Below are 23,968 nucleotides of genomic sequence, written 5' to 3'. Positions count from 1 at the left end.
CATGGCTAAGAAGTCCAAGATTGCTCGCAACGAGCAGCGCAAGGTCATCGTTGAGCGCTACGCTGCCAAGCGCCTCGAGCTCAAGAAGACCCTGGTCGACCCGAACGCGACCGACGAGGCACGCGAGGAGGCCCGCCTGGGTCTGCAGAAGCTGCCCCGCAACGCTTCCCCCGTCCGCGTCCGCAACCGCGACGCCATCGACGGCCGCCCCCGTGGCACCTTCCAGAAGTTCGGCATCTCCCGTGTCCGCTTCCGCGACATGGCCCACAAGGGCGAGCTGCCGGGCATCACCAAGTCTTCCTGGTAGGTCCGTGACCCTCTGAGGGTCGCTTCCACCTGAGACTGAAGGGCCGGTCATCCGCACGGATGGCCGGCCTTTTCCATGCCCGCATCGCAGCGCGCAACATGCACGCGATGCGTACCGATCGAGATCGCTCACGGAGCAGGGGCGCGCGTAGATTTCGCTTGAGTCGCTGGTGGATCGAGGAGCCGTAGCGCTTGCAGGTTTTCTTCCAGATGCTGAGGGTTCGAGGTCCCGGGAATGACCAGAAGGTTCGGGTGACGGCGTAACAGTAGGGCTAGCACAGCAGCTGAGGGACTTACGGAGTGCTGCTGTGCGAGCGTCGCGATCTGCGGCCGCATAGTGACTGGGACGCCGTGCAATGGGAAAAACGCTATGTACGGAATTTCTTGTTCGGCGAGCTCTTCGATCAATTGGTCGTCCTGAAGTGCGGAGAGATGGTGCAGATTCTGAACCATCTCCACCTTGATCAGACGCTGCGCGTGGCGGACCTGTTCTGCCGAGGCGTTGCTGATCCCGAGATGTCGGATCAGACCGCTCTCCTGCATCTTTCGCAGCTCTTCCAGTGCGGCATCAAAGCTGCCCGGGCGCGCGTGTGTTTGCTCATCGAGACGCAGATAGGCGCCGTCCAGGGTATCGAGCCCCAGATTCCGGAGATTGTCTTCCACGCCACGTCGTAGGTCTTCGGGATCGGCGGCTGGAATGAAACGACCCTTATCGATACGCCAACCCAGCTTGGTGATAAGCCGTAGTGGCGTCGGGTATGGGTGGAGCGAATGTCTGATCGCCTGGTTCACGAGGTGAGGACCATAGTAATCACTCGTATCGAGGTGGTCGATGCCGAGTTCCATGGCGCGTTGCAGGAGAGTCCTTGCCTCCTGGAAGTGTGGAGGAGTGGCGTGCAAGCGCATGGCGCCGAAGCCGACTCGCAGAACGTTTCTGCCAGCCAAGGGATAGGTGCCGGGAGAGAGAATAGAGGTCATGGTCGAAGACTAGAGAGACGCTTCGCTCATCGCCAGCGGTTTCTGCTCCGCAGAACCCTTCGGACGGATCCCCGCCTGGGCCTTCGTCGGAGGGGCTGACGGGAATCGAACCCGCGTCACCTGCTTGGGAAGCAGGTGCTCTACCATTGAGCTACAGCCCCGGAAGCCGCAGAGTCCTGCGGCAGCACGCCCCAGCTTAGCGCAGCGTGAGCGCCGGTGCTAATCCGTCCTGGGGCCGGGCCCGGGAAGCTTCAGCGGAAGATGTTCAGCGGAGACCAGCCCCAGCCGACGGTCCTCGGGGCAAGCCACTGTCCGTTCCGGAAACCGTAGTAGACCAGGCTCCCGTCCCCTTTTCTGGCCATGATGCCGCGGGTCCCGGGGCCAGCGAATCCGTAGTCGGGGAAGGCGGTACTGAAGGCCTGCCAGGCGGTGCCGATCGTGGTGTAGCCGCGCAGGGTCGCGGTGCCGTTGCCGGTGTACATGCGCAGTGCGCCATTCGGGAATTTGGCCAGGACATCGGTCTGTCCATCGCTGGTGAAGTCACTGAGCATGAGCATGGTGCCCTTCCATCCGGTGCCGACATAGCCGGCAGCGGATGGTGCCCCGCCCGCGGTGTTCGCGTAGTAGTAGAGATTGCCTGCCGCGTTGTACGCAAGAATGCCCGACCGTTGCCCCGATTTCAGTGCGCCGATCGCCAGGGTCATGGGTCCCCAGCCGTTCCCGATCACCTGTGGTGCCGCGAATCCGCCGCCGCTGAGCCCGCGGTACAGGAGCAGACGGCCGTCGCGATGGACCCCGACGACGTCGTACACGCCGTCGCCGGTCCAGTCGACCAGGTGACCTTCGCGCAGTCCGGACCAGTTGCCGCCCACCGTTCCGGCGAGAGCCAGGGAGCCGTTGGCGCCCCGGTAGATCCGCAGGGCGCCGCCGCTGTCGACGGCGAGGATGTCCCCGCCGTTCTTCACCGTCGCTGAGCGTGCGGGGTTTCCGGCGAAGTACTGCTCAAGGGTGGGGATCCGCCGGGCACGGAGATCGGTGGACAGATCCCCGCCGACGTAGCGCAGATGCCAGGGTTCGTAGGCGTACCCGGTGGTGCCGGTGTATCCGTTGGGGTATCGGATCACGAAGCCGAAACGCCAGGCATTCGCCGCGACCCACTGGCCTTCCGGCGTGCTGCCGAAGCAGGTGGACAGTCCGCAGTTGTAGGTGTTGCCGACGTCGACGGCCAGCCCGGTCTGATGTTCGCTGTAGCCGGGGCGGGCGGAGATGGTCGAGGCATAGGCTTCGCCGTACAGGCTCACGTAGTAGTTGTATGTGCTCACCTGGGTCTGATAGCTCCGGAACGCGCTGACGACTGTGAGGGGCCGGCCTGCAGCCCCGGCGGCATTGAAAAGATTGTTCAGCGCGGTCGCCGCCTCGGCCCGGAGATACTGCCCTGTGCCGCGGAAGTTCACCAGGTCTGAGGGATAGTACTGGAGCGGGTTCAGCGGCCTTTGCTTGTTGACCAGCACGGTGATGCTGGAGGCCGTGCTGACCGGATCCACCGATGGAAGCGGATTGCCCGTCGCTTGTGCAGGGTTCCCGGCCCCGAGAAGCATCGTGAGGGGCAAGAAGGCCGCGAAGAGGCATCCGAGCCACCGGGCGATGGGCGTGGACCGGCGAGGTGTTGGCATGACGGACCCCCTGAAGATGCGTGTCAAGGCCATGATCGCGCGATGCCCGGGATTTGCAGGGAACGATCCGGTAACTATCTCGTGCCGCTCAGGCTGGGAGCTCACTCTGAGAGTGACGGAGGTCTCTGGACGGCCGCGAAGGATAACCATTCGGTAAAAGCTCGCGCCGCGCCCTGGTTGTAGCTGCAAGTGAATCGTATTCTTTTTGGGGTCCTGGATGCAGAACACGTATTCGGGCGCGAATCGGAATGGAAGGAGGACGACGGTGGTACATGCTTCGCACGATGTGCTGATCCACTGTGATGCACTGACCGTCTTCGACTTCCTCGCGGACGGGATCAACAACAGCCTCTGGCGCGATGGCCTCCGCTCGGTGGTGCTGCGCAGCGGTGCCGCAGGCAAGGTGGGCGCCGTGTATCAGCAGTCGTACCATTCGAACCAGGTCAGTGGCATTCCGGGAACCTATCGGATCACCGCCTCCCGCAGCGGTGCAGAGCTCGAGTTCGCCGTGCTGTACGGTCCGATCGGGACCCGGGGCGGCTATTACCTGAGCACGGAGGGCGAGTCGACAAGGGTCAGGTACGCCCTTGATTTCACCCCTCGGGGCTTCCGCCGCCTGTACTGGCGCGACTCCCACAAGCTCCTGGCGCAAGAGGTCCAGCAGCTGGAACGACTCAAGGCCGTGCTGGAAGCTCCGTCACAGCACGCGGCCTGAGACACGTTTCGGCGTCGTCGTGCGGTATTTTTGACCCGTGCTGATCTCTGACCGCGACATTCGTACTGAACTGGCCGACGGCCGGATCTCCCTGGATCCCTTCGACCCCTCCATGGTGCAGCCTTCCAGCGTCGACGTGCGCCTGGACCGCTTCTTCCGCTTGTTCGACAACCACAAGTACGCCCACATCGACCCCGCTCAGGAGCAGCCCGAGCTGACGCGCCTGGTCGAGGTGGAGCGTGACGAGCCGTTCATCCTCCACCCCGGGGAGTTCGTGCTCGGCTCCACCTATGAGACGGTGACGCTGCCGGACGACATCGCCGCGCGGCTCGAGGGCAAGTCTTCGCTGGGCCGCCTGGGTCTTCTGACCCACTCCACCGCCGGGTTCATCGACCCGGGCTTCTCGGGGCACGTCACCCTGGAGCTGTCCAATGTGGCGACGCTGCCCATCAAGCTGTGGCCGGGCATGAAGATCGGCCAGCTCTGCTTCTTCCGGCTCACGTCTGCCGCGGCGCACCCCTATGGTTCGCAGGAGTACGGCAACCGCTACCAGGGGCAGCGTGGACCGACTCCGAGCCGCAGCCATCTGAACTTCCACCGCACGGACATCTGAGTGCCACTGACTCTCCTGGACGGCGGCATGGGCCGTGAGCTGGCGCGCCGTGGGGCGCCTTTCCGGCAGCCCGAGTGGTCGGCGCTCGCCCTGATCGAGGCGCCGGAGCACGTTCAGGCGGTGCACCGGGACTTCATCGAGGCCGGGGCCCGCGTCATCACCACGAACAGCTACGCGCTCGTCCCCTTCCATCTCGGTGAGGAGCGGTTCGCCGCGGAGGCCGGAATGCTTGCGGAGCGGGCCGGCCGGCTGGCGCGTGCCGCGGCGGATGACGCGGACGACGACGGCGCACCGCAGGTCCGCGTCGCAGGCTCATTGCCGCCGCTCTTCGGTTCTTACCGTCCGGATCTGTTCGACGCCGGGCGTGCGCAGGAGGTTCTGAAGCCCCTCGTCGAAGGGCTTCAAGGGCAGGTCGATCTCTGGCTTGCGGAGACTCAGAGCTCGCTCGTTGAGGCCAGGGCCGTCCGGAGCGGCCTTCCGGCGGACGGAAAGCCGTTCTGGATCTCCTTCACTTTGCGTGATGAGCAGGAGGACGGTTCCTCCGTGCTGCGTTCCGGCGAGAGCATCACGGATGCTGTGGAAGCGGCCGTGGCGCTCGAAGCGGAGGCGATGCTGTTCAATTGCAGCCGGCCCGAGGTGATGGGGGACGCCCTCGACGAGGCATGGCTTGCCGTGGGGCGTCTTGGAGCGCGCCTGGAACTCGGTGTCTATGCCAATGCCTTCCCACCGCAGTCGGAGGACGCCACGGCCAATGACGGGCTGGACGAGCTGCGCGAGGATCTGGACCCGGCCGGTTACCTGGCCTGGGTGGAACGCTGGCGCGAGCGAGGCGCGGACATCATCGGCGGCTGCTGTGGGATCGGGCCGGAGCACCTCGAAGCGCTCCGAGCGGGTCTTGACTGAGGCTCAGGCCCGCTTCTCTCTCAGAGATGAGCGGGCGCTGTAGTCCGAGATTTTCGACTCGACCACCGCCAGGGAGCGGTTCAGCCGAGCAATCTGTTCGGTAATGATCGCGCGATGCGCCCGGAGCAGCTGGAGCCGTTCAGGGACTCCTTCAGGGTCCGATTGAACCAGTCGGGTGAACTCGGCAATAGTGGACAAGGGCATTCCGGTGTCCCTGAGATGGAGCAGGACTTCAAGAAGATGCAGATCGTTCGATCCGTATCGGCGTCTTCCTCCGGAGTCCCGATGGGCCGGTGGGACGATGCCCGCGCGCTCGTAGTACCGCAGCGTGTCGATAGTGAGTCCGAGCCGCTCCGCGACGGTGCCGATTGAGTATGTCTCAGTCATTTCCGAGCTCCCGATCAGCGTCGAGCCTCGTCACGATCTCGTCGGGCAGGCGCATCTGCAAGGCGGCAACTGCTGTCTTGATCTGCTCCGCAGTGGACGCCCCTATGACAGGGATGACAGGGACTGTGCGCTGAGTCATCCAGGCCAAGACGATCTGGCCCGGGTCCAGCCCGGTTGCTGCGGATGCCTGAGCCAGGGATGCGAGCTGCTTCCGGTGCTGGGCATGCCGGTAAGGTCGAGGGAACTCGCGGTCGCCTCGCGTGTAGGCGCCTTCGAGCAACGGCGAGTATCCGACAATCGACATTCGGTGACTTCTGGCTGTTTCAGCGCAGTCGCCATCCAGAACAACCTGCCGTCCAAGGTCCGACCCCTGCGGTCGGGTGAGGTAGCTGAATCGGTTCTGAACCACGCTGTACCGTGGGCCGTCGTCTGAAACCTGCAGCGCAGAACGGAGGCGGCCTGCCGAGATATTGGAGCAGCCGATCGCACGGGCTGTGCCGCGGAGGACCTCTCCCTGGAGGGCTTCGATCGTCTCTTCAAGGGGAACGGTGTGGTCGTCGATATGTGCGTAGAGAAGATCGACGTGATCTAGCCTGAGGCGTCGAAGGCTGCCCTCCACCTGGCTTCGTATTGACGGTGCAGAGAGCCCAAGGACGGAGTCGAGGCTGCGCGATCCGGGGGAGGGCCGGGCGCCCACCTTCGTCGCAATCGTGACGTGGTCCCGCGCCCCGGGATGTGCCGAAAACCATGCTCCGAGGGTGAGCTCCGATTCGTCACCAGTGCCGTTGGACGCCCAGAAGGAGTAATTGTTGGCGGTGTCCCATTGGGTCACGCCGCACTCGATGGCGGCGTCGAGAAGGCGGTGGGAATCGGAAACCGACACTCGGGTCCCGAAGTGCATGGCGCCAAGCCACGCAGGGTGCTCTCCGTTGTCTGCAGGAGGTGTCGTTGTGTGCATACGGATCAGCGTGCCAGCTGGAGTCCGGTTCAGGTCAAGGGCAGCCGAAGAGTCGGGACCTGAGCTCTATCAGGCCGTCAGCCGGTCGAGTTCCTCGCGGTCCCCGATCAGCCGGACCGAGTGGATCACGCCGCCGCGCAGCTGGAAGGTGAAGGCCACCTGGACCACGCCGCGGTACTGCCAGACCAGTCCGGGTTCGCCACCCAGCATCGCGAAGCGCGCCGCTTTGGCCTTGCCGTTGAAGAAACCGGAGACTTCGTCGCGGCCGAGCTTCAGTGCGGGGGAGCCCATCGCGGATGCGGCGGCGTCGGAGGTCATGACGACATCCGGGTCGAGCAGTTTCACGAGCGCGCCCAGGTCGCCGCCCTTGGCGGCCGTCAGGAAGGCTTCGACGATGCGGCGTTCGGCACCGGCGCGTGGCGCCCGTCCGCCGTCGTCGTCCGCGTGTTCGGCCTCCTGTTCGCCCTCCGCCGCGCCCAGGCCGCGCACTCGTCGCCGGGCACGGCTGGCCAATTGGCGGGCTGCGGCGGTTGAACGGCCGGTGGCGGCCGCGACGTCCTCGAACGGCGAACCGAAGAGGTCGTGAAGCACGAACGCCACGCGCTCGGCGGGGCTCAGCGTATCCAGCACCACCAGCAGTGCGACGCTGAGGGAGTCGTCGAGCTGGGCCTGTTCTTCGGGCCCGGGGTGGTGGGAGTCCACCTGCTCGGCGAGTTGAGCGGCGAGGGCATCGTGCCGGTTCTGGGCGCGGAGGGCGTCCAGGCAGATCCGGCTGACCACGGTGGTCAGCCAGGCCGCCAGATTCTCGACCTCCTGATCGGTTCCGCTGAGCCGGAACCAGGCCTCCTGGACGGCGTCATCGGCACCCATCGGCCCCGAGGAACCCAGAATGCGGTGCGCGATGCCGAGCAGCCGAGGCCGTTCCTGCTCGAAGAGGACGGCGAGTTCGAGTTCGGATTCCATGTTCTCCATACCCTGTCGACGATTCCGGCGGCCCGGATGTGACATTTCCCAGCTTCATGTCACATTCCTGACGGCCCGTGCGTCAAGTGGGTGAATGCGGGAAATGCCCGTATCGGTACCACTAGGAGTTTCCATGCGTTACGCCAAGAGCATGTTCTACGTCTCCAATGCCAAGGATGTCGCCGAGTTCTTCACCGCCGCCTTCGATCTGCAGGCGCAGGTCTACGGCGAGGGCTATGCGGAGGTCGCGACGGGCGACACCAAGCTCGCCTTCGGCACCTTGGAGGCTGCCGGCAATCACCTGCCGGACCAGCCGCTTGCGGCCGCCGAGGCGGACCGCATCACCGGGGTGCTGAGCTTCGTCTCGGACGACGTCGACGCCGCGTATCAGAAGGCGCTCGGCGCGGGTGCCGAGTCATTGCGTGAGCCGGCCGACCGCGAATGGGGGCAGCGTGCGGCGTTCGTGCGCGCTCCGGGCGGGCTGGTCCTGGAACTCGGCAACTTCGCCTGAGCCGGCTTTTCCGACGCCTCGTGGCGAGGGCCTCACGGAATCCCGTGGGGCCCTCTTTCATGGGTCTGGACATCTCGTGCGCCCGCGTATATCGTCGATATAAACATTGATACACGCGAAAGGTCGATCATGTCGGAACAGTCATTGCAAGGGAAGAACGTCCTGATCGCCGGAGGGGCGAAGAACCTCGGGGGTCTCATCAGTCGCCAGGTGGCCGCCGACGGTGCCAATGTGGCGATTCACTACAACTCCGAGTCGAGCCGGGAGGCCGCGCTGGAGACAGCGGCGGCGGTCGAGGCCGCCGGCGGCACCGCAGTGGTGCTCAGCGGGGATCTGACCCGCCCGGCCGCCGTCGAGGCGCTCTTCCGGGACGCGGCAGCGAAGCTAGGGTCCATCGACATCGCGGTGAACACGGTCGGCAAGGTGCTGCGCAAGCCCATCGCCGAGACGACGGAAGCCGAGTATGACGAGATGATGGACGTCAATGCGAAGTCCGCTTATTTCTTCATCAAGGAGGCCGGGCGGACTCTGAGCGACGGAGGCAGGATCGTCACGATCGTCACCTCTCTGCTCGCTGCTTTCACGGACGGATACTCCACCTACGCGGGCGGCAAGTCGCCCGTGGAGCACTTCACCAGGGCCGCCGCGAAGGAGTTCGCCCCGCGGGGCATCTCCGTGACGGCGGTGGCCCCTGGTCCCATGGACACCCCGTTCTTCTACGGCCAGGAGACTCCGGAACGGGTGGCGTTCCACAAGTCCCAGGCGATGGGGAACCAGCTGACGCAGATCGAGGACATCGCGCCGATCGTGCGTTTCCTCGCCACCGACGGCTGGTGGATCACCGGCCAGACCATCTTCGCCAATGGCGGATACACCACCCGATAGGAGAAACAGCCATGTCAGAGAACGCAGCACTGCCCGCGCCCGTCGACGCCTTCGTGGAGGCCGTCAACCGGCACGATGAGGAGGCCTTCCTGGACTTCTTCCCGACCGACGGGTTCGTAGACGACTGGGGTAGGGTTTTTACCGGCCGGAAGGCCATCAAATCGTGGAGTGACAAGGAGTTCATCGGCGCCCGGGGCGTCATGACGGTGCAGAATGTCACTCAGGACGCCGGATCGGTCACCGTGGTGGCCGATTGGCGCAGCGAGTACGCCAATGGACTGAGCAGCTTCACCTTCGCGGTGTCCGGAGGGAAACTCGCGTCCATGACCATTCGCGAAGGCTGAGCTTGTCAGGAGGAGCCATGACCACAGCCCCCCTCGGACTGAGGCGTATGAAGCCTCGCGACCCGCGGGAGATCGCACGTGCGGCCAGTCCCTTGGAACTCTTCTTCGACCTCGTGTTCGTGGTCGCGGTGTCCATGGTCTCCGCGCAGTTGCATCACTTCTACGCCGAGGGCCACGTGGTCGCCGGGCTGGGCTCCTACATCATGGTGTTCTTCGCCATCTGGTGGGCCTGGATGAACTTCACGTGGTTCGCCACGTCCTTCGACACCGATGACTGGCTGTATCGCCTGCTGACGATCGTCCAGATGGGTGGAGCGCTCGTGATGGCCGCCGGGGTGGGACCTGCCATGGAGCATCAGGACTTCCTGGTGGTCACCTTCGGCTATGTGCTCATGAGGATCGCCCTGGTGGGGCAATGGCTGCGGGCGGCGGTTTCGCATCCGTCGCTGAGGGCCACCGCACTGCGTTATGCCGCCGGCGTTGGCGCGGTCCAGATCCTCTGGATCGTGCGCCTCGTCCTGCCCGGCCAGGGTGACCCCGTGCTCTTCTTCGCGCTGCTTCTGACGGAGATCCTCGTCCCGGTCTGGGCTGAGAAGCGCGGGCAGACGCCGTGGAATCCGCAGCACATCGCCGAACGTTACGGGTGCTTCACCCTCATCGTCCTGGGCGAGTCCGTGCTGGCATCCACGACGGCCGTGGTGGACGCCGCGGGCCATCGCGAGCACTTCGGAGCCCTGTTGATGCTGGCAGGCAGCGCCTTGGTGCTGGCGGCCGGCATGTGGTGGGTCTACTTCTCCCGGGAGCATCACGAGCACTTCACGAACATGCGGGACAGCTTGCTGTTCGGCTACGGGCACTACGTGATCTTCGCGGTGGCGGCCTCCTTCTCGGCCGGCATCGAGGTGGCGGTCGACATCGTGTCCGGGGAGTCGGGGCTGGGCGTCGTCGGAGCGGCTGCGACCCTGACCGTTCCGGTGGCGCTGTTCCTTGCCACCACATGGTTCATCACCTTGCGGAAGTCGCTCACGCGCCGTGCGAGCGTCGCTTTCCTGGCGCTCACCGTCGTCCTGGCCGCGTGTGCCCTGGTCCCCGGGGAGACCACTGTCGGCGCCACCGCCGCGGCCGCCGTCGTCATGGTCCTGCTGGTGGTGCTCCTGGAGCTCCCGTCCACTGTGGCCGCGTCCCGCCGTATGGGGGAGACTGTGGAGTCATGACGGATTCGGCGGGAGCGGGCAAAGACCCTGACACCAAGCAGCGGCTTCTGGAGGCGGCGGCCCGTCTGGTCGCGGCGTCTCCGGGCCAGGAGGTCCCCTTGCGGGCCATCTGTGATGCCGCAGGGGTCAAGCTGCCCACGCTCTACCACTTCTTCGGCAGCAAGCAGGGCCTTCTGGAAGCGGTGATCGACCACGGCTTCGAGCTTTATCTCGGCGTCAAAGACGGGCTGGAGCCTGGGGCGGACCCTCTGGAGGACATCCGCCGCGGCTGGGATGCTCATGTCGAGTTCGGCGTGGCGAATCCCGCTTTCTACGCCCTCATGTACGGGCAGGTGGTGCCCGGCAGCCGTCCCGAGGCTCAGGGGCGTGCCACCGGGATGCTCCGGAAGCTGACGGGTCGCGCCGAGGCGCAGGGCCGGCTGGCGGTGAGTGCGGAGCGTGCCGCGGATCTGATCCTCGCGGCCAATGTGGGGGTCACCCTGCACTGCATCGTGGAGGAGGATTACGACGACGCCCTCTCCGCCGAGCTGCGGGAGGCCTGTCTTGAGGCGATCACGGGGAGCCGTGCCCCGGCGGCCGTGACGCCGAGTGCCGTGGGGGAGTCGGCGTCGTCGTTGCTGCTGGCCCTTGACGACGGCGAAGCGCGTCTGAGTTCTGAGGAAGCTGCTCTGCTGCGCGTCTGGCTCCGGCGCCTGACGGACTGACCGCGCTCAGGCCTCGATGTCGTCCAGGCGGGCGATCACGACTTCCAGCAGCCGCGCGAGGTCCTTCATCTCCGGGCTGCTGAGGTCCTGCAGCACATCCGTCTCCACGATGCTGGAGCCCTGAATGGCGAGGTTGAAGAGCTGGCGGCCCTCCTCGGTGAGGCTGACGAAGACGCGCGTTCTGTTGCCGGGGTCCTGGCTCCGTTCGATGAGCCCGCGCTGGGCGAGCTTGTCCAGGCGGTGCGTCATGGACGACGGCGCCACCTTGCCCAGATCCGCGAGCTGGCTCGGGGTGAGCGGTTCCTTCGCTTTCACCAAGGCGGTGACCACGCCCCATTCGCCGGCCGTGACGTCCAGGTCCGCCAATTGCCGGGCATACCACTGGTCCAGCTTCCGGTTCAGTGACTGCACGGCCGTGATGACCCGCTGGACGGTCTCCTCGCCACCCGCCGCGACATAGGCCGCGACGCTCTGACGGTGTTCTTCCTGGGCGCTGGGTTTGCGTGGGGGCATTCAGGGATTCTCTCATGACCCTTCGATCTGATAATATTTCGATGTCGAAATATTCGACATCGAATAAATGTGGCCGCGCTCACTCCGCAAGGGATGAGGGCGGCTCGTCCCGTTCATCAGAAAGTCCTTCATCAGACCCAAGGGGGTGCACTCATGCGCGCGAAGCTTTTGATCCTCGCGTCCGCCATCGGTTCTCTCGGCTGGGGAGCCGTTCTTCCCTATCAGTACGCTTATGCGGCGGAAACGCGCGGCTGGGGTGCCCTCATCGCAGCGGCGGCCGCCTCGCTCTTCTCTCTCGGTGCGCTCTTCGCCTCGCCCGTGGCAGGACGTCTCGCGGACCGCTTCAACCCGGTACTGGTGGCCGTCGTCGCCCAGTTGCTCGGTGCCGTGGCGGTGGGCTCGCTGATGTTCGTGAGCGAGCCGTGGGCCTTCCTGCTGGGCATGCTCGTGTTCGGTCTGGGCCTGTCCGCCGCCGTCCCCGCCAAGCAGGTCCTGGCCCTCGAGTGGTCCTCCAGTGAGGACCGCCGCAAGGTCTTCGCCTACAAGTTCACCGGCGAATCACTCGGCATGGCCGCGGGTGCCTTCCTGGCCGGACTCGTGGTGGACCTCAGCCGTCCGGACGGTCTCTCCGTGGGCTTCCTCATGGCAGCAGCCGGCTTCGTCCTCTCCTCCGTGATCATCGCGCTCGCGGGTGGACTCCGGCGCGACGCCGTGCCGGGGCTCGACATTGCCGCACCCGCCTCTGATCCTGCCTTCGACGGCGGTCCCCGGCCTCGCGGGGCCCTGCGCGTGATCTTCGCCGACCCTGCCATGCGCTGGACGGCCGTCGTGACCATCACGCTCGCCCTCGGCTTCTACGCCCAGTTCGAATCGGGTCTGCCGGCCTACGCGCTCACGGTGCTGAACGCCGAACCGTCCGTGATCGGGACCGCGGCCGCCGTGAACTGCCTGGTGATCGTGGCGTTGCAGCTCGTCGTCGTGCGTCTGACCGCCAAGCGGCCCGCTGCGACCCTGCTCATGGCCGTCGGCTCCGTGTGGCTGGTGTCCTGGCTGCTGCTCTCCGTGGCCCAGTTCATGCCCGGCGTCGCTCCGGCACTGTTCGTGATGACATACGGCATCTTCGCCGTGGGGGAGACCGTCTACAGCCCCGTGCTGAACCCGCTGACGGCGTCGCTCGCGCCGGCCGGCATGGTCGGTCAGACGCTCGGCGTCGTCGCCGCGCTGCAAACGGCATTCTCTGCGGCGGGCCCGCTCATCGCGGGCGTCCTGCTGGGTGCCGGACTGGGAGACGTGTTCCTGATCATGCACCTCGTGATCAGCGTGGTGGCCATCTTCGCCGCCTGGCGGATCCGTCAGGTGCTGGCGACCCGAGCCCGTTCCGGGGCTCCCGCCATGTCCGAGGAAGCGCTCGCAGCCTGAGGCTGCGCCACCGGCCGGAGCCGGGGCCTCACATCGAGGGCCCGGCGCCGGCCGGGGCGGCCTTGCGGGGCTTGATGAAGGGCTTGGCCCAGCTTTCGATGAAGCGTGCCATCAGCGGGCCGAGGATCGCCATGATGAGCACATAGGACGAGGCCAGTGCCGCCATCTGGCCTGGTACGGCACCGGAGCTCACGGCGAGACCGGCGATGACGATCGAGAACTCGCCGCGAGCCACCAGTGCCGCCCCGGCGCGGATCCGTCCAGGCTTGCCGACCCCCGCCCGTCGGGCGGCCCACCAGCCCGTGAGCATCTTGGTCAGCGTGGTGGCCAGCGCCAGCAGCAGAGCCCAGCCCAGGACCGGAGGGATGGCGGTGGCATCCGTGCTGAGCCCGAACGCCACGAAGAAGATGGCGGCGAAGAGGTCACGCAGAGGTTCCAGCATGCGGGTCGCATTGTGCGCCGTCGAACCTGAGATCGCGATGCCCAGCATGAAGGCGCCCACTGCGGCGGAGACCTGCAGTGCTGAGGCGATGCCGGCCACCAGCAGGGCGGCCCCGAGCACCGTCAGGAGGAAGACCTCGGCGTTCTCGCTGTGCACGATCGCCGAGACCCGTTGGCCGTGTTTCATGGCGATCAGAAGCACCACGGTGATCACGGCCAGCGCGATCACCACGGCCTGCAGTCCGCCGAGGAAGCCGACACCGGCGAGGGTGGCCGTGAGGATGGGCAGGTAGACGGCCATGGCCAGGTCCTCGAACACCAGCACCGAGAGCACCACGGGAGTCTCCCGGTTGCCGAGGCGGCCCAGGTCCGTGAGGGTCTTGGCGGCAATGCCCGACGACGAGATGTACGTGACGCCGCCCATCACCAGTGCACCCACCGGCCCCCAGCCGAGCAGCAGGGCGACCGCCGCTCCCGGGGCGGCGTTCAGCACGGCGTCCATGACACCGGCCTGCCAGGATTTCTTCAGGCCGGTGAAGAGCTCATCGGCGGTGTATTCCAGACCGAGCATGAGCAGGAGGAGGATCACGCCGATCTCGCCCGAGAGGTGGCTGAACTCCCGCACGCCTTCGAGCTGAATGACGCCGCCCGCGCCGAAACCCAGCCCGCCCAGCAGGTAGAAGGGGATGGGGGACATGCCCACGCGACCGGCGAGCCGGGCCAGGAGGCCGAGGACGAAGACCACCGCCCCGAGTTCGATCAGGGTGATGGCGAGCTGATCCACTCCTAGCCCTTGCGGAGGATCGCGGCGGCCTTGTCGAGGCCTTCGAGCGTGCCCACGGCCACCAGCAGATCACTCAGGTGGAGCACGACGTCGGGGCCCGGGGAGGGGATCACCTCGCCCTCGCGCATGATCGCGACGATCGAGACGCCGCTACGGGTGCGGATCGAGGCGTCTCCCATAGGCCGGTCCCGGAAGGGGGAGTCGTGCAGGATGGAGAACTGCCGCGTGACGATGCCCGGCACGTCGCGGTGCTCCTCGGTGAGCTGATTGACGATCAATTGGCCGCCGAGCAGCTGGGCCAGGGTGGTGGCCTCCTGGCTGCTCAGGGGAATGGAGGCCTGGCAGGTATCGGGATCGTCCCAGGTGGAGAGGATGAACTCGGTGGTCCCGTCCCGGTGTACCACCACGCCGATCCTGCGCCCGCTGGAAGTCATGAAGTCCTTGCGCACCCCGAGGCCGGGAAGTTCGGTTTCATCCACGTGCATGGACTAAGCGTAGTCCCAGGAATCTCTGCTCGTTGCGTGCTCAGTCGTGGTGGATGTTCCGGGCCGGAAGCCGCCGCAACCGAGCACGCAACGCCGGGTTAGGCGGCTCTCCCGGATTTGTGGAGGGCGCGGCGGACCTTGCGGACCACTCCCGGCTGCGGACCGCGGAGGTCTGAAGCGCTGATTCGCAGTTCCTCCCAGCCCAGTTCCGCGGTGATTGCCGCCCGCGCGATGTCCCGCTCGTACTGACGCGCCTCATCGTGAAGCTTGCCGTCGTACTGCAGGCTGAGGCGATGCTCCGGATAGGCGGCATCGGGCCACACGTTCGGCTTGCCCCAGCTGTCGTAGAGGATCACATTCAGCCGCGGTTCGGGCAAGCCGTGGTCCAAGAGGATCAGGCGCATCCTGGTCTCCTGCGGGGAGTCCGCGCCGGGACGGATCAGCTCCAACGCCGCCAGTGCGTTCGTCTTGCCCTTCATTTTGGGATGATCCAGGGTTACGCGCCGAAGGTCCGCCGGGGTGCAGAGCGGCGTCCGCGGGAACGGATGGTCCGGTCCGTGCTCGTTCACCAGATGGTCCCCGGCTGCGACGAGGTCAGCCAACGGCAGGTGGTGCGCCAGGTCCAGCCAGGTTCTGGCCGCCGAGGTGATGCGGACTCCGGCGAGGTACTCCACCTCGCCGGGCAAGAGGAGAGTTCTATGACCGATGACGCCGGTGCGGCGGGGATGGGTGCCGCCCCGGGTGCGGGAGAGATGGATCCTTTGATCCGCCCAGAACGGCAAGGGGATGCCGCGTGCCCTGGCCGCCGTCAGCTCGGAGACCGTCGTCGCATCGTCGAGTGCCGTGACGGCGTGAAGCTGTGCGAGGAGGGTCAGGTCTGCGCCACGAGGTACGCGGACTCCTCGCGTCGGTGCGGACAGGTCCGCCGCCCGGAGCCGACTCCGGGAGACTCCTGCGGCCAAGGCCTCCTTTACGGTGAACGAGGAGTTCAGGAAGGTCTCGGGGAGTTCTTGTGCTCTCATGCCTCCATCGGAACAAGCTCAAGCGGGAGCGGCGAGGGCGGGTCCGGCTATGTGGATGAGCAGTGCTGTCTCCGTTCTGCGTCCCACCACGTTGCGTGCTCAGTTGTGGCGGATGCTCCGGAGATTCACCCACCACAACTGAGCACACAACGCCGGTGACTAAGCGCCCGCTCTCGGAGCAGACGAGGCCGGTGCCTTGACCGGGAGCAGGACCAGGAGGCCTGCGAGGAGAACCACCATGATGCCGAGGATGCCCCAGCGCTGCGCCTGGCCGGCCGGAACCAGCTGGGAGGCGACGGCGATGCAGATGCTGAAGAGCATCGGGGCCAGGAAGGACACGGCCCGGCCCGTGGTGGCGTAGAGCCCGAAGAGTTCGCCCACCTCGCCGTCCGGTGCGAGCCGGCCCAGGAATGCCCTGGCCGAGGCCTGGGCGGGCCCCACGAAAAGGCACAGAAGCAAGCCGAAGACCCAGAAGGTGAGGGCTCCGTGCCAAGCCATGCCGAAGAAGGAATATTCCCCGTTGCCCAGGACCAGGATGGCCGTGCCTGCGATGAGGAGGCCCACCAGGGACAGCTCGATCACGCGCTTGGGCCCGATCCGGTCGTCCAGGAAACCTCCCAGGACGGCCCCGACGGCGGCCACCACGTTCCCGAACACCGCGAAGAAGATGACGTCTTTGAGCTGGAACCCGAACGTTCCGGCCGCGATGACGCCGCCGAAGGTGAAGACGGCGGCGAGCCCGTCACGGAACACGGCGCTCGCCAGCAGGAAGTAGATGGTGTGCGGGGCCTTGCGGTAAAGCGCCTTGATCCGCCGGATCAGCAGGACGTAGGACTGGAAGAAGCCGATCCGTTCGCCGGCATCCAGTTTCGGCGGTTCCGGGACCCGGAAGAACACCGGCAGCGCGAAGAGCCCGAACCAGACGGCGGAGAACAGCGCCACGAGCCGGATGTTCAGCGCGTCGTCGGTACTGGCGCCGAACCATTCGAAGGCCGGCTGCACGAAGAGCTGGAGCACGAGCAGCAGGGCGACGATGCCACCCAGGTAACCGGCCGCCCAGCCGAAGCCTGAGACCCGGCCGATCGTGGCCGGCGTCGAGATCTGCGTGAGCATCGCGTTGTAGTTGACCCCGGCGAGCTCGAAGAACACGTGCCCCACGCTGATGAGGATGACGCCGAAGAGGAGGTATCCGGGTTCGGGCCGGACGAAGAAGCACAGCGCCATGAGCAGCACCACGATCCCGCTGTACACGCCCAGCCAGAGCTTGCGCCGCCCGCCATTGTCAGCCCGCTGTCCCGTGACGGGTGCGAGCAGCGCGATGGCGAACCCGGCCACGGCGAACCCGGCGCTCAGCACTCCCGAGGCGTGGTCTTCGCCGCCGAAGGACTTGGAGGTGAGGTAGACCGTGAAGACGAAGGTGGTCATCACGGCGTTGAAGGAGGCTGAACCCCAGTCCCAGGACGCCCAGGCCAGCACCATGCCGCGCCGCTTCCGGGGCTCGAGCGCGGGTTGTTCGCGCAGTGCTGGAGGCAGGGCTTCGGAGGTCATAGCACGAATGGTAGCGGCCTATCCTTGCCTGCGGTTCGCGAGAAGGCATTTAATCGCAGTCCCACGTGTCAACACCATGAACATCTGCCGTCTCGCGAAGACGCCGGGACCGGAGGGAAACATGCCCTTGATAGAATGGAAAGACACCTGTTCAAGGAACCCCTCCGGACGACAGGACTGCCCGCGGCCAGCAACACCGGAAGTGGTGATGACCACGTGACCCTAGTCCTCTGTTCTCTCTTTGTGGTGGCCGCGCTGGCTCCGCTGTTCTTCGCCCGGTTGGGGCGGAACGCCTTCTACCTCCTGGCGGCAGCGCCGGCGGCCGCCTTCGTCTGGCTGCTCTTCCAGTACCCGGCGGCGTACGGCGAAGGCCTCACAGAACATGTGGACTGGATTCCTCAACTCCAGCTTGACCTGACGTTCCGGATGGATCCGCTGGCCTGGGTGATGTGCCTTCTGGTTCTCGGGGTCGGCTCGCTGGTGCTCGCCTACTGCGCCCGTTACTTCAAGGACAAGGACGCCAATCTGGGTGGCTTCGGCGCTCAGCTGCTGGCTTTCGCGGGCGCGATGTTCGGCCTGGTCACGGCTGATGACCTGATCCTGATGTTCATCTTCTGGGAACTGACCACCATCCTGTCCTACCTCCTGATCGGTTATGCCCGGGCCCGCCTCTCCGCGCGCCGCTCGGCCCTCACCGCCCTCATCGTGACCACGGCCGGTGGCCTGACCATGCTGATCGGGCTCATCATGCTTGCTCAGCTCACCGGCACCAGCCGCGTCTCCGGCCTCCTGGAGCGGGCGCCCGCACTCCTCGAAGCGCACGACGGCGCCACCATGGCGGCACTGAACGTCGCCGTCGTTCTGGTGCTGGTCGGCGCGATCACCAAGAGCGCCCTCTTCCCCTTCCACTTCTGGCTGCCCGGGGCGATGGCCGCCCCCACGCCCGTCAGCGCCTATCTGCACGCGGCAGCGATGGTGAAAGCCGGCATCTACCTGGTGGCACGCCTGGCGCCCGGGCTCTCAGGGGCGGACAGCTGGCTTCCGGTCGTCCTGGGTCTGGGACTCGTGACGATGCTCGTGGGCGGCTACCGGGCACTCCGCCAGAAGGACATCAAACTCATCCTGGCATTCGGCACCGTGTCCCAGCTGGGCTTCCTGACCCTGGTGGTGGGCCTCGGGACGCCTGCGGCCGCGCTGGCCGGCCTCGGGCTGCTGCTGGCGCACGGCCTGTTCAAGGCAGCGCTGTTCCTGGTGGTGGGCATCATCGACCACCAGACCGGAACCCGTGACGTCCGCAAACTCTCCGGGGTGTTCCGCTCCTCGCGGGCGCTCGGCGTCGTGGCCGTGCTGGGCGCGGCATCCATGGCGGGGATCCCGCCCCTGGCGGGCTTCGTGGCCAAGGAGAGCGTCTTCACGGCGCTGGTCGACTGGGCCGACGGCGGCGCACGGGGCCCTTGGGGCTACATCGTGCTGGCCGGCGTCGTCCTCGGATCTATGCTCACCTTCGCATATTCCGCTCGGTTCATATGGGGTGCTTTCGCCACGAAGCCCGGGGTCCCGCCCACCCCGTTCAAGCCGATCCGGTTCTCCTTCCTCGCCTCTCCCGCACTCCTCGCCGCGCTCAGCCTGCTCCTCGGCCTCTGGCCGGCCCCCGTGGACAGCTGGGTCCAGCCGTACGCGGCCCTTTTCACCCATGGGGAAACCGAGGGCCACGGAGCAGGGCATCTGGAACTCTGGCACGGCTTCACCCCCGCGCTCGGCCTGACCGCACTGACCTTCCTGGTGGGCACGCTCCTGGTGCTCGGACGGGAACGCGTCACCCGCTTCCAGGATGCGATGCCCCGGATCCCCGAGGCGGAGAAGGGCTACCAGAACGTCATCGGGGCGCTGGACGACGTGGCCGTCTGGGTCACGGGCCGCACGCAACGCGGTTCGCTGTTCTTCTACCTCGTGGTGATCCTCTCCGTCGCCGTGGCGGTGCCGCTGATCACGCTGCTCTGGCATGGGCAGGGCATCCCGGACAACCTCTACTGGATCGACCCCGGCTCGCCGCTGCAATGGCTCATCGGCCTGGGGATCATTGTGGGAGCCTTCGGAGCGGTCAGGGCGAACAAGCGCTTCATGGCGGTCCTCTTCGTCTCCGTCACCGGATACGGCATGGCGCTGATCTTCGCCCTGCAAGGCGCTCCGGACCTGGCGCTGACCCAGATGCTGGTGGAGACAGTGGCTCTCGTGGCCTTCGTGCTCGCCATGCGCCGTCTGCCCCCGGAACTCCGGGACCGCACGGGAGGCAGGTACCGTGTCATCCGCGTGATCCTCGGCCTCGCTTTCGGCGCCGCGATGGTGATCGTGGCCCTCTTCGCGACGGACGCCAGAGTCGCCACCCCCATCTCCCTCGACTTCCCCAAGCTCGCCTACGAGCAGGGCGGCGGCCTCAACGTGGTCAATGTGACGCTCGTGGACCTCCGTGCCTGGGACACCTTCGGCGAGATCTCAGTGCTGGCGCTGGCCGCCACCGGCGTCGCCAGCCTGATCTTCGTCCGGTCCATCGGTCACCGGATCGGCCGCAGTGCCGGAGTGGAGACCGGAAGCGTCGGAAGGGTCGGCCCTCAGCCGGACGGGTCCATCGAAGCAGCGGCCCTGGCCACGGCGCGCAGGTTCGGCGCTCCGCCCAGCTCACGCGACGGCGTCGTGCGCAATCCGTGGCTGGTCGCCGGACGCACCTTGGCCCCGGAGCGCCGCTCGATCCTCTTCGAGGTGGTGACGCGGCTGATCTTCCACACCATGGTGATCTTCTCCGTCTACTTGCTGTTCGCCGGCCACAATCTGCCCGGCGGAGGCTTCGCGGGAGGCCTCATGGCCGGTATGGCGTTGACCATCCGGTATCTGGCCGGTGGCCGCTTCGAGCTGGCCGAGGCTGTGCGGATGAGTCCCGGACTGGTCCTGGGTGCAGGCCTCGCACTGGCCGCGCTCTCCGGACTGGCGCCCCTGCTGATGGGCGGGAACGTGTTCCAGAGCGCGATCCTGCACTTCACCCTCCCGGTGTTCGGCGACGTGAAGTTCGTGACCAGCACGTTCTTCGACATCGGGGTGTACCTGGTGGTGATCGGCCTGGTGCTGGATGTGCTGCGAGGGTTCGGTGCGCAGATCGACGTCGAACTTGAGGAGGAAAGCGAGGTGGCTGCCCGATGAGTGCCAATATGACCCTGCTGGTGATCATGGGCGTGCTGTACGCCTGCGGGATCTACCTCCTGCTGGAACGGAGCCTGACTCGCGTCACGCTGGGCCTCATGCTCCTGGCCAACGCCACCAATCTCCTCATTCTCGTCACGGGCGGCTACGCCGGGCTCGCACCGCTGTTCACCAAGGGCACGGACCCGCACGACTACAACGACCCCCTCCCGCAGGCGCTCATCCTGACATCGATCGTGATCAGCTTCGCGGTCACCGCGTTCATGCTGGGAATCATCTACCGGACCTGGGTCCTGGGTCGCCAGGACATCATCTCCGACGACACGGAAGATCAGAGAGTGGCCAACACCCCGAGCTTCGACGCCGAGGACGACGCCGTCATCCCGGACGAGACCACCGAGTTCCCGGAAACCCCGGAAGAGCTGGTGCACGCCTCGTCCGACGACGGCGCGCCGCCCGCCGTCGAACCCGGGCAGGGCGATGAGCCGGGAAGCGGGGGCCGCGCATGAGCTTCAACCTCGCTTATCTCGCCCCGCTGGCGGTCCTGCTGCCGATTCTCGGCGCGGCGGTCGCGTTCACTCTGATCCGGCACTCCCGCGCGCAGCGGATGGTCAGCGTCTCCGTGCTGTCCCTGACCCTGATTCTCGAATGCCTCCTGCTGGCCTCGAGCTGGGACGGCGGGACCACCGCGGTCCGGCTGGGCGCCTGGTTCCCGCCGTTCGGGATCGTCATGGTGGTGGACGCGTTCTCCTCGCTCATGCTGGTGGTCTCCTCCGCTGTGAGCCTGTGCGTGCTGCTCTATGCCTCGGCCCAGGGGGCCAGCGAGTCGGGCTACGACGGCCCGGTCTCGATCTTCCATCCGAGCTATCTGATCCTGATCGCGGGCGTCTCCAACGCCTTCCTCTCGGGTGACCTCTTCAATCTCTACGTCGGCTTCGAGATCCTCCTGACGGCGAGCTATGTGCTCATGACCCTGGGCGGCACGGAGGCCCGGATCCGGGCCGGTGTGACCTACGTGGTGGTGTCCGTGGTCTCCTCGCTGCTGTTCCTGATCGCCATCGGCATGATCTACGCGTCCACCGGAACCGTGAACATGGCCGATCTGGCGGTGAAGCTCGCGCAGCTGGACCCTGGCATACAGACCCTGCTGCACGTGATGCTGCTGGTCGCGTTCGGCATCAAGGCGGCCGTGTTCCCCCTGTCCTTCTGGCTGCCGGACTCCTACCCGACGGCTCCCGCGCCGGTCACTGCCGTGTTCGCGGGCCTGCTCACGAAGGTGGGCGTGTATGCGATGGTCCGGACGGAGACGCTGCTTTTCCCTGGCGACACTTTGAACCAGCCACTCATGGTGGTCGCCTTGCTGACCATGGTGGTGGGCATCCTCGGTGCGGTGGCGCAGAACGACATCAAACGTCTGCTCTCGTTCACGCTGGTCAGTCATATCGGGTACATGGTGTTCGGCCTGGCGCTCAGCTCGACGGCGGGGCTCGGGGCGGCCGTCTTCTACGTGGCGCACCACATCACGATCCAGACCTCCCTCTTCCTGGTGGCCGGTCTGATCGAATTGCGGGCCGGAAGCTCCTCGCTGGACCGCCTGGGCGGGCTGGGCAAACTGTCCCCGCTGCTCGCGGTGTTGTTCTTCATCCCTGCCATGAACCTGGCGGGCATCCCGCCGTTCTCAGGCTTCCTGGGCAAGCTGGGGCTTCTGCAGGCGGGTGTGGCGCAAGGGACCGGCCTGGCGATGGTGTTGGTGGTGGGCGGCGTGTTCGCCTCGCTGCTCACGCTGCTGGCGATCGCCCGCGTGTGGAACCGTGCCTTCTGGCGGACCGTCGACGACGCCGAGGACCCGGCCCCGGAGCTTCTCGCCACGGGCACTGCGGCGCGGCGTCTCATGCCGCGCGGCATGGTGGCGCCGACGGCGGCTCTGGTGACGCTGGGTGTGGCCCTCACGGTCTTCGCCGGGCCTCTCTTCGGCCTGGCTGACCGCTCGGCGGCCCAGATGCTGGACCGCAGCTCGTACATTCACGCGGTGCTCGGCCCTGAGACCGCCGTTCCTCCGATCACAGGACAGACCCCGGGAGGTGCCCGATGAGCCCGCATCGCAAGAAGATCCGCTTCCTGCAGGAGCTGCCCCTGCTGATCTGGCTCGTGCTGGTCTGGGCTGTGCTCTGGCAGGATTTCAGCCCGGGGACGCTCGTCTTCGGGGCCTTGCTGGCGCTGGCCGTCACCCGCGTGTTCTATCTGCCGCCCGTGCAGCTCTCCGGCCGCTTCAACGTGTTCCGGGCCGTCATCTTCACGGCAGAGGTGCTCGTCCGGATGGCGTGGGCGTCCTTCCAGGTCAGCCTCGTGGCGGTGTTCCAAGGCCCGAAGGTCCGCAATGCGGTGCTGCGTGTCCCGTTGCGGAGCCATTCGGATTTGATCCTGACGGCGGTGGGCCATGTGAGCTCCTGGATCCCGGGATCCATGGTGGTGGACGTGGACCGTTCCACCTCGACCTTGTACCTCCACGCGCTCAATGTGCGTTCCGAGGCGGACGCTGTGAAGGTCCGGGCCGATGTGCGGCGGATCGAGGCGAAGCTGATCGGGATCATGGGAACCCGCGCGGAGCTCAAGGATCTGAAGGCCGAGAAGGCCGGGGAGGTGACGGCGTGATCAATCCCGTGTTCGTGATCGTGGCCATCGTCGCGCTGGGTCTGGCCTCTGCGGCGGCGATCTACCGGATCGCCAAGGGCCCGTCTCTCCTGGACCGCGTGCTCGCCACGGACGTGCTGCTGAGCATCGTGGTCACGGCGCTGTGCATCGATATGGCGGTGCACCGTCATCTGAACAATCTGGTGCTGGTCATCTCCTTGACGGTGGTCGGGTTCATCGGTTCGGTGACCGTGGCGCGCTTCGTCCAGGACCGGAAGGAGCCCAGCGATGACCGATGAGAACTGGAACGCCGTGGTGGACATCGCCAGCGGCATCTGTCTGGTGCTGGGTGCTCTTCTGAGCCTCGGCGCGGCGATCGGCATGGTGCGCTTCCCGGATCTGATGAGCCGTATGCACGCCGCGTCCAAGCCGCAGGTCCTGGGCCTGCTGCTGGTCCTGGTGTCGCTGGGTCTCGAGCTGCGCAATTGGCTCGTCTGGCCGTTGCTGCTGCTCGCCTGGCTCTTCCAGCTGCTGACCGTGCCGATCTCGGCCCATATGGTCAGCCGTGCCGGTTACCGCACCAAACACCGCCACCCGGAACTGCTGAGCGAGGACGACCTGGCCGCCGTCGTCACCGGTGCCGGCGAAGACGGTCCGGAGGACGCGCGCCCGGAGGCGTAGCAGGCCTTTCCTGTCTTCGCGAGACGTCACTTGAGCACAGTGTGGAGGCGCCGCACTGTGCTCAAGTGACGTCTCGCGGGAGAGACGCGGCGGGCCCG

At 66.4% G+C, this 23,968-nt stretch carries 26 protein-coding genes and 1 tRNA gene; 16 read left to right on the top strand and 11 right to left on the bottom strand.

Annotated features, from left to right (window positions below):
* Nucleotide 1: 1 nt before the first annotated feature.
* The gene (rpsN, locus tag ACIPXZ_RS06200; RefSeq protein ID WP_066213895.1) at nt 2–307 is read left to right on the top strand and encodes a 30S ribosomal protein S14; all 306 of its coding nucleotides are present in this window, start codon (nt 2–4) and stop codon (nt 305–307) included.
* 128 nt (nt 308–435) lie between these two features.
* Here rpsN and ACIPXZ_RS06195 read toward each other — a convergent pair whose 3' ends face one another.
* From ACIPXZ_RS06195 to ACIPXZ_RS06185, 3 genes are all read right to left on the bottom strand, one after another.
* Entirely contained in the window at nt 436–1,284 is an 849-nt protein-coding gene (locus ACIPXZ_RS06195) for an aldo/keto reductase (protein WP_400591408.1), read from the bottom strand.
* Nucleotides 1,285–1,374: 90 nt separating this feature from the next.
* A tRNA-Gly gene (locus ACIPXZ_RS06190) sits at nt 1,375–1,445 on the bottom strand.
* 90 nt (nt 1,446–1,535) lie between these two features.
* The gene (locus ACIPXZ_RS06185) at nt 1,536–2,957 is read right to left on the bottom strand and encodes a D-alanyl-D-alanine carboxypeptidase family protein (protein WP_400591406.1); all 1,422 of its coding nucleotides are present in this window, start codon (nt 2,955–2,957) and stop codon (nt 1,536–1,538) included.
* A 265-nt stretch (nt 2,958–3,222) separates the two neighbouring features.
* On the opposite strand from ACIPXZ_RS06185, the gene ACIPXZ_RS06180 reads away from it, so the two are divergent.
* Genes ACIPXZ_RS06180 through ACIPXZ_RS06170 form a run of 3 tightly spaced genes read left to right on the top strand, consistent with a single transcriptional unit; the run spans nt 3,223 to nt 5,188 of the window.
* Nucleotides 3,223–3,672, top strand: coding sequence for a hypothetical protein (locus ACIPXZ_RS06180; RefSeq protein ID WP_400591404.1), 450 nt, complete (start codon nt 3,223–3,225; stop codon nt 3,670–3,672).
* 37 nt (nt 3,673–3,709) lie between these two features.
* The gene (dcd, locus tag ACIPXZ_RS06175) at nt 3,710–4,285 is read left to right on the top strand and encodes a dCTP deaminase (protein WP_400591402.1); all 576 of its coding nucleotides are present in this window, start codon (nt 3,710–3,712) and stop codon (nt 4,283–4,285) included.
* Nucleotides 4,286–5,188 (top strand): homocysteine S-methyltransferase family protein, encoded by a 903-nt coding sequence (locus tag ACIPXZ_RS06170; protein WP_400591400.1) that lies wholly within the window; start codon nt 4,286–4,288, stop codon nt 5,186–5,188.
* A 3-nt stretch (nt 5,189–5,191) separates the two neighbouring features.
* Here the strand turns inward: ACIPXZ_RS06170 and ACIPXZ_RS06165 are convergent, their stop codons facing one another.
* The 3 genes from ACIPXZ_RS06165 to ACIPXZ_RS06155 form a co-directional block, all read right to left on the bottom strand.
* Entirely contained in the window at nt 5,192–5,575 is a 384-nt protein-coding gene (locus ACIPXZ_RS06165) for a MerR family transcriptional regulator (RefSeq protein WP_400591398.1), read from the bottom strand.
* Nucleotides 5,568–6,476, bottom strand: a complete 909-nt coding sequence (locus ACIPXZ_RS06160; protein WP_400591396.1) for an aldo/keto reductase — start codon at nt 6,474–6,476, stop codon at nt 5,568–5,570. Before ACIPXZ_RS06160 ends, ACIPXZ_RS06165 begins: the two co-directional genes overlap by 8 nt.
* 126 nt (nt 6,477–6,602) lie before the next feature.
* Nucleotides 6,603–7,496, bottom strand: coding sequence for a sigma-70 family RNA polymerase sigma factor (locus ACIPXZ_RS06155; protein WP_400591394.1), 894 nt, complete (start codon nt 7,494–7,496; stop codon nt 6,603–6,605).
* A 133-nt stretch (nt 7,497–7,629) separates the two neighbouring features.
* Here ACIPXZ_RS06155 and ACIPXZ_RS06150 point away from each other — a divergent pair, with 133 nt between their 5' ends.
* The 5 genes from ACIPXZ_RS06150 (at nt 7,630) to ACIPXZ_RS06130 (ending at nt 11,154) form a co-directional block, all read left to right on the top strand.
* Nucleotides 7,630–8,007 (top strand): VOC family protein, encoded by a 378-nt coding sequence (locus tag ACIPXZ_RS06150; RefSeq protein WP_400591392.1) that lies wholly within the window; start codon nt 7,630–7,632, stop codon nt 8,005–8,007.
* 129 nt (nt 8,008–8,136) lie between these two features.
* Nucleotides 8,137–8,892, top strand: a complete 756-nt coding sequence (locus ACIPXZ_RS06145) for an SDR family oxidoreductase (protein ID WP_400591390.1) — start codon at nt 8,137–8,139, stop codon at nt 8,890–8,892.
* 11 nt (nt 8,893–8,903) lie between these two features.
* The gene (locus ACIPXZ_RS06140; RefSeq protein ID WP_400591388.1) at nt 8,904–9,236 is read left to right on the top strand and encodes a nuclear transport factor 2 family protein; all 333 of its coding nucleotides are present in this window, start codon (nt 8,904–8,906) and stop codon (nt 9,234–9,236) included.
* Between the two features lie 17 nt (nt 9,237–9,253).
* On the top strand, nt 9,254–10,450 hold the full coding sequence (locus tag ACIPXZ_RS06135; protein WP_400591386.1) for a low temperature requirement protein A: 1,197 nt from the start codon (nt 9,254–9,256) through the stop codon (nt 10,448–10,450).
* Entirely contained in the window at nt 10,447–11,154 is a 708-nt protein-coding gene (locus ACIPXZ_RS06130) for a TetR/AcrR family transcriptional regulator (RefSeq protein WP_400591384.1), read from the top strand. Before ACIPXZ_RS06135 ends, ACIPXZ_RS06130 begins: the two co-directional genes overlap by 4 nt.
* Nucleotides 11,155–11,160: 6 nt before the next feature.
* On the opposite strand, the gene ACIPXZ_RS06125 is transcribed toward ACIPXZ_RS06130, so the two are convergent.
* Nucleotides 11,161–11,667 (bottom strand): MarR family winged helix-turn-helix transcriptional regulator, encoded by a 507-nt coding sequence (locus ACIPXZ_RS06125; RefSeq protein ID WP_400591382.1) that lies wholly within the window; start codon nt 11,665–11,667, stop codon nt 11,161–11,163.
* Nucleotides 11,668–11,820: 153 nt separating this feature from the next.
* Here ACIPXZ_RS06125 and ACIPXZ_RS06120 point away from each other — a divergent pair, with 153 nt between their 5' ends.
* Nucleotides 11,821–13,086: an MFS transporter gene (locus tag ACIPXZ_RS06120; protein WP_400591380.1), complete on the top strand. Its 1,266-nt coding sequence runs from the start codon at nt 11,821–11,823 to the stop codon at nt 13,084–13,086.
* A gap of 28 nt (nt 13,087–13,114) precedes the next feature.
* Here ACIPXZ_RS06120 and ACIPXZ_RS06115 read toward each other — a convergent pair whose 3' ends face one another.
* The 4 genes from ACIPXZ_RS06115 to ACIPXZ_RS06100 all read right to left on the bottom strand — a co-directional run bounded on the left by ACIPXZ_RS06115 (nt 13,115) and on the right by ACIPXZ_RS06100 (nt 17,297).
* Nucleotides 13,115–14,311 carry a cation:proton antiporter gene (locus tag ACIPXZ_RS06115; RefSeq protein WP_400591378.1) on the bottom strand — a complete coding sequence of 399 codons (1,197 nt, stop codon included), beginning with the start codon at nt 14,309–14,311 and terminating at the stop codon, nt 13,115–13,117.
* 2 nt (nt 14,312–14,313) lie between these two features.
* The gene (locus ACIPXZ_RS06110; protein WP_400591376.1) at nt 14,314–14,796 is read right to left on the bottom strand and encodes a cation:proton antiporter regulatory subunit; all 483 of its coding nucleotides are present in this window, start codon (nt 14,794–14,796) and stop codon (nt 14,314–14,316) included.
* Nucleotides 14,797–14,894: 98 nt separating this feature from the next.
* Entirely contained in the window at nt 14,895–15,818 is a 924-nt protein-coding gene (locus tag ACIPXZ_RS06105) for an endonuclease domain-containing protein (protein ID WP_400591375.1), read from the bottom strand.
* Between the two features lie 159 nt (nt 15,819–15,977).
* A complete protein-coding gene (locus ACIPXZ_RS06100) occupies nt 15,978–17,297 on the bottom strand; it encodes an MFS transporter (RefSeq protein WP_400591932.1) in 1,320 nt (439 codons plus the stop codon).
* Nucleotides 17,298–17,582: 285 nt separating this feature from the next.
* Between ACIPXZ_RS06100 and ACIPXZ_RS06095 the strand changes: the two genes are divergently transcribed.
* From ACIPXZ_RS06095 to mnhG, 6 genes are read left to right on the top strand one after another with little or no spacing between them, the layout of a single operon-like run.
* On the top strand, nt 17,583–20,558 hold the full coding sequence (locus ACIPXZ_RS06095) for a Na+/H+ antiporter subunit A (RefSeq protein ID WP_400591931.1): 2,976 nt from the start codon (nt 17,583–17,585) through the stop codon (nt 20,556–20,558).
* Entirely contained in the window at nt 20,555–21,067 is a 513-nt protein-coding gene (locus tag ACIPXZ_RS06090) for a Na(+)/H(+) antiporter subunit C (RefSeq protein ID WP_400591373.1), read from the top strand. The genes ACIPXZ_RS06095 and ACIPXZ_RS06090 overlap by 4 nt, the downstream gene beginning before the upstream one ends.
* Nucleotides 21,064–22,650, top strand: a complete 1,587-nt coding sequence (locus ACIPXZ_RS06085) for a Na+/H+ antiporter subunit D (RefSeq protein WP_400591371.1) — start codon at nt 21,064–21,066, stop codon at nt 22,648–22,650. The genes ACIPXZ_RS06090 and ACIPXZ_RS06085 overlap by 4 nt, the downstream gene beginning before the upstream one ends.
* Entirely contained in the window at nt 22,647–23,210 is a 564-nt protein-coding gene (locus ACIPXZ_RS06080; protein WP_400591369.1) for a Na+/H+ antiporter subunit E, read from the top strand. The genes ACIPXZ_RS06085 and ACIPXZ_RS06080 overlap by 4 nt, the downstream gene beginning before the upstream one ends.
* Entirely contained in the window at nt 23,210–23,488 is a 279-nt protein-coding gene (locus ACIPXZ_RS06075) for a monovalent cation/H+ antiporter complex subunit F (protein WP_400591929.1), read from the top strand. Before ACIPXZ_RS06080 ends, ACIPXZ_RS06075 begins: the two co-directional genes overlap by 1 nt.
* Nucleotides 23,478–23,870: a monovalent cation/H(+) antiporter subunit G gene (gene mnhG / locus ACIPXZ_RS06070; protein WP_400591367.1), complete on the top strand. Its 393-nt coding sequence runs from the start codon at nt 23,478–23,480 to the stop codon at nt 23,868–23,870. Before ACIPXZ_RS06075 ends, mnhG begins: the two co-directional genes overlap by 11 nt.
* The last annotated feature ends 98 nt before the right edge of the window (nt 23,871–23,968 follow it).

The organism is Arthrobacter sp. NPDC090010 (genome assembly GCF_044748305.1).
Taxonomy (GTDB): Bacteria; Actinomycetota; Actinomycetes; order Actinomycetales; family Micrococcaceae; genus Arthrobacter_E.
The sequence above is the reverse complement of the archived record's forward strand: the minus strand, read 5'-3'. Positions and strand labels throughout refer to the sequence as shown.

What these genes read in the sequence shown, in the direction of transcription:
- ACIPXZ_RS06185 (WP_400591406.1), bottom strand. Translation starts at nt 2,957, where the DNA reads ATGCCAACACCTCGCCGGTCCACGCCCATCGCCCGGTGGCTCGGATGC.
- ACIPXZ_RS06135 (WP_400591386.1), top strand. Translation starts at nt 9,254, where the DNA reads ATGACCACAGCCCCCCTCGGACTGAGGCGTATGAAGCCTCGCGACCCG.
- ACIPXZ_RS06130 (WP_400591384.1), top strand. Translation starts at nt 10,447, where the DNA reads ATGACGGATTCGGCGGGAGCGGGCAAAGACCCTGACACCAAGCAGCGG.
- ACIPXZ_RS06125 (WP_400591382.1), bottom strand. Translation starts at nt 11,667, where the DNA reads ATGCCCCCACGCAAACCCAGCGCCCAGGAAGAACACCGTCAGAGCGTC.
- mnhG (WP_400591367.1), top strand. Translation starts at nt 23,478, where the DNA reads ATGACCGATGAGAACTGGAACGCCGTGGTGGACATCGCCAGCGGCATC.
- ACIPXZ_RS06150 (WP_400591392.1), top strand. Translation starts at nt 7,630, where the DNA reads ATGCGTTACGCCAAGAGCATGTTCTACGTCTCCAATGCCAAGGATGTC.
- ACIPXZ_RS06090 (WP_400591373.1), top strand. Translation starts at nt 20,555, where the DNA reads ATGAGTGCCAATATGACCCTGCTGGTGATCATGGGCGTGCTGTACGCC.
- ACIPXZ_RS06145 (WP_400591390.1), top strand. Translation starts at nt 8,137, where the DNA reads ATGTCGGAACAGTCATTGCAAGGGAAGAACGTCCTGATCGCCGGAGGG.
- ACIPXZ_RS06085 (WP_400591371.1), top strand. Translation starts at nt 21,064, where the DNA reads ATGAGCTTCAACCTCGCTTATCTCGCCCCGCTGGCGGTCCTGCTGCCG.
- ACIPXZ_RS06100 (WP_400591932.1), bottom strand. Translation starts at nt 17,297, where the DNA reads ATGGTGCTGGCCTGGGCGTCCTGGGACTGGGGTTCAGCCTCCTTCAAC.
- ACIPXZ_RS06160 (WP_400591396.1), bottom strand. Translation starts at nt 6,476, where the DNA reads ATGCACTTCGGGACCCGAGTGTCGGTTTCCGATTCCCACCGCCTTCTC.
- ACIPXZ_RS06155 (WP_400591394.1), bottom strand. Translation starts at nt 7,496, where the DNA reads ATGGAATCCGAACTCGAACTCGCCGTCCTCTTCGAGCAGGAACGGCCT.
- rpsN (WP_066213895.1), top strand. Translation starts at nt 2, where the DNA reads ATGGCTAAGAAGTCCAAGATTGCTCGCAACGAGCAGCGCAAGGTCATC.
- ACIPXZ_RS06140 (WP_400591388.1), top strand. Translation starts at nt 8,904, where the DNA reads ATGTCAGAGAACGCAGCACTGCCCGCGCCCGTCGACGCCTTCGTGGAG.
- ACIPXZ_RS06110 (WP_400591376.1), bottom strand. Translation starts at nt 14,796, where the DNA reads ATGCACGTGGATGAAACCGAACTTCCCGGCCTCGGGGTGCGCAAGGAC.
- ACIPXZ_RS06195 (WP_400591408.1), bottom strand. Translation starts at nt 1,284, where the DNA reads ATGACCTCTATTCTCTCTCCCGGCACCTATCCCTTGGCTGGCAGAAAC.
- ACIPXZ_RS06080 (WP_400591369.1), top strand. Translation starts at nt 22,647, where the DNA reads ATGAGCCCGCATCGCAAGAAGATCCGCTTCCTGCAGGAGCTGCCCCTG.
- ACIPXZ_RS06165 (WP_400591398.1), bottom strand. Translation starts at nt 5,575, where the DNA reads ATGACTGAGACATACTCAATCGGCACCGTCGCGGAGCGGCTCGGACTC.
- ACIPXZ_RS06120 (WP_400591380.1), top strand. Translation starts at nt 11,821, where the DNA reads ATGCGCGCGAAGCTTTTGATCCTCGCGTCCGCCATCGGTTCTCTCGGC.
- ACIPXZ_RS06105 (WP_400591375.1), bottom strand. Translation starts at nt 15,818, where the DNA reads ATGAGAGCACAAGAACTCCCCGAGACCTTCCTGAACTCCTCGTTCACC.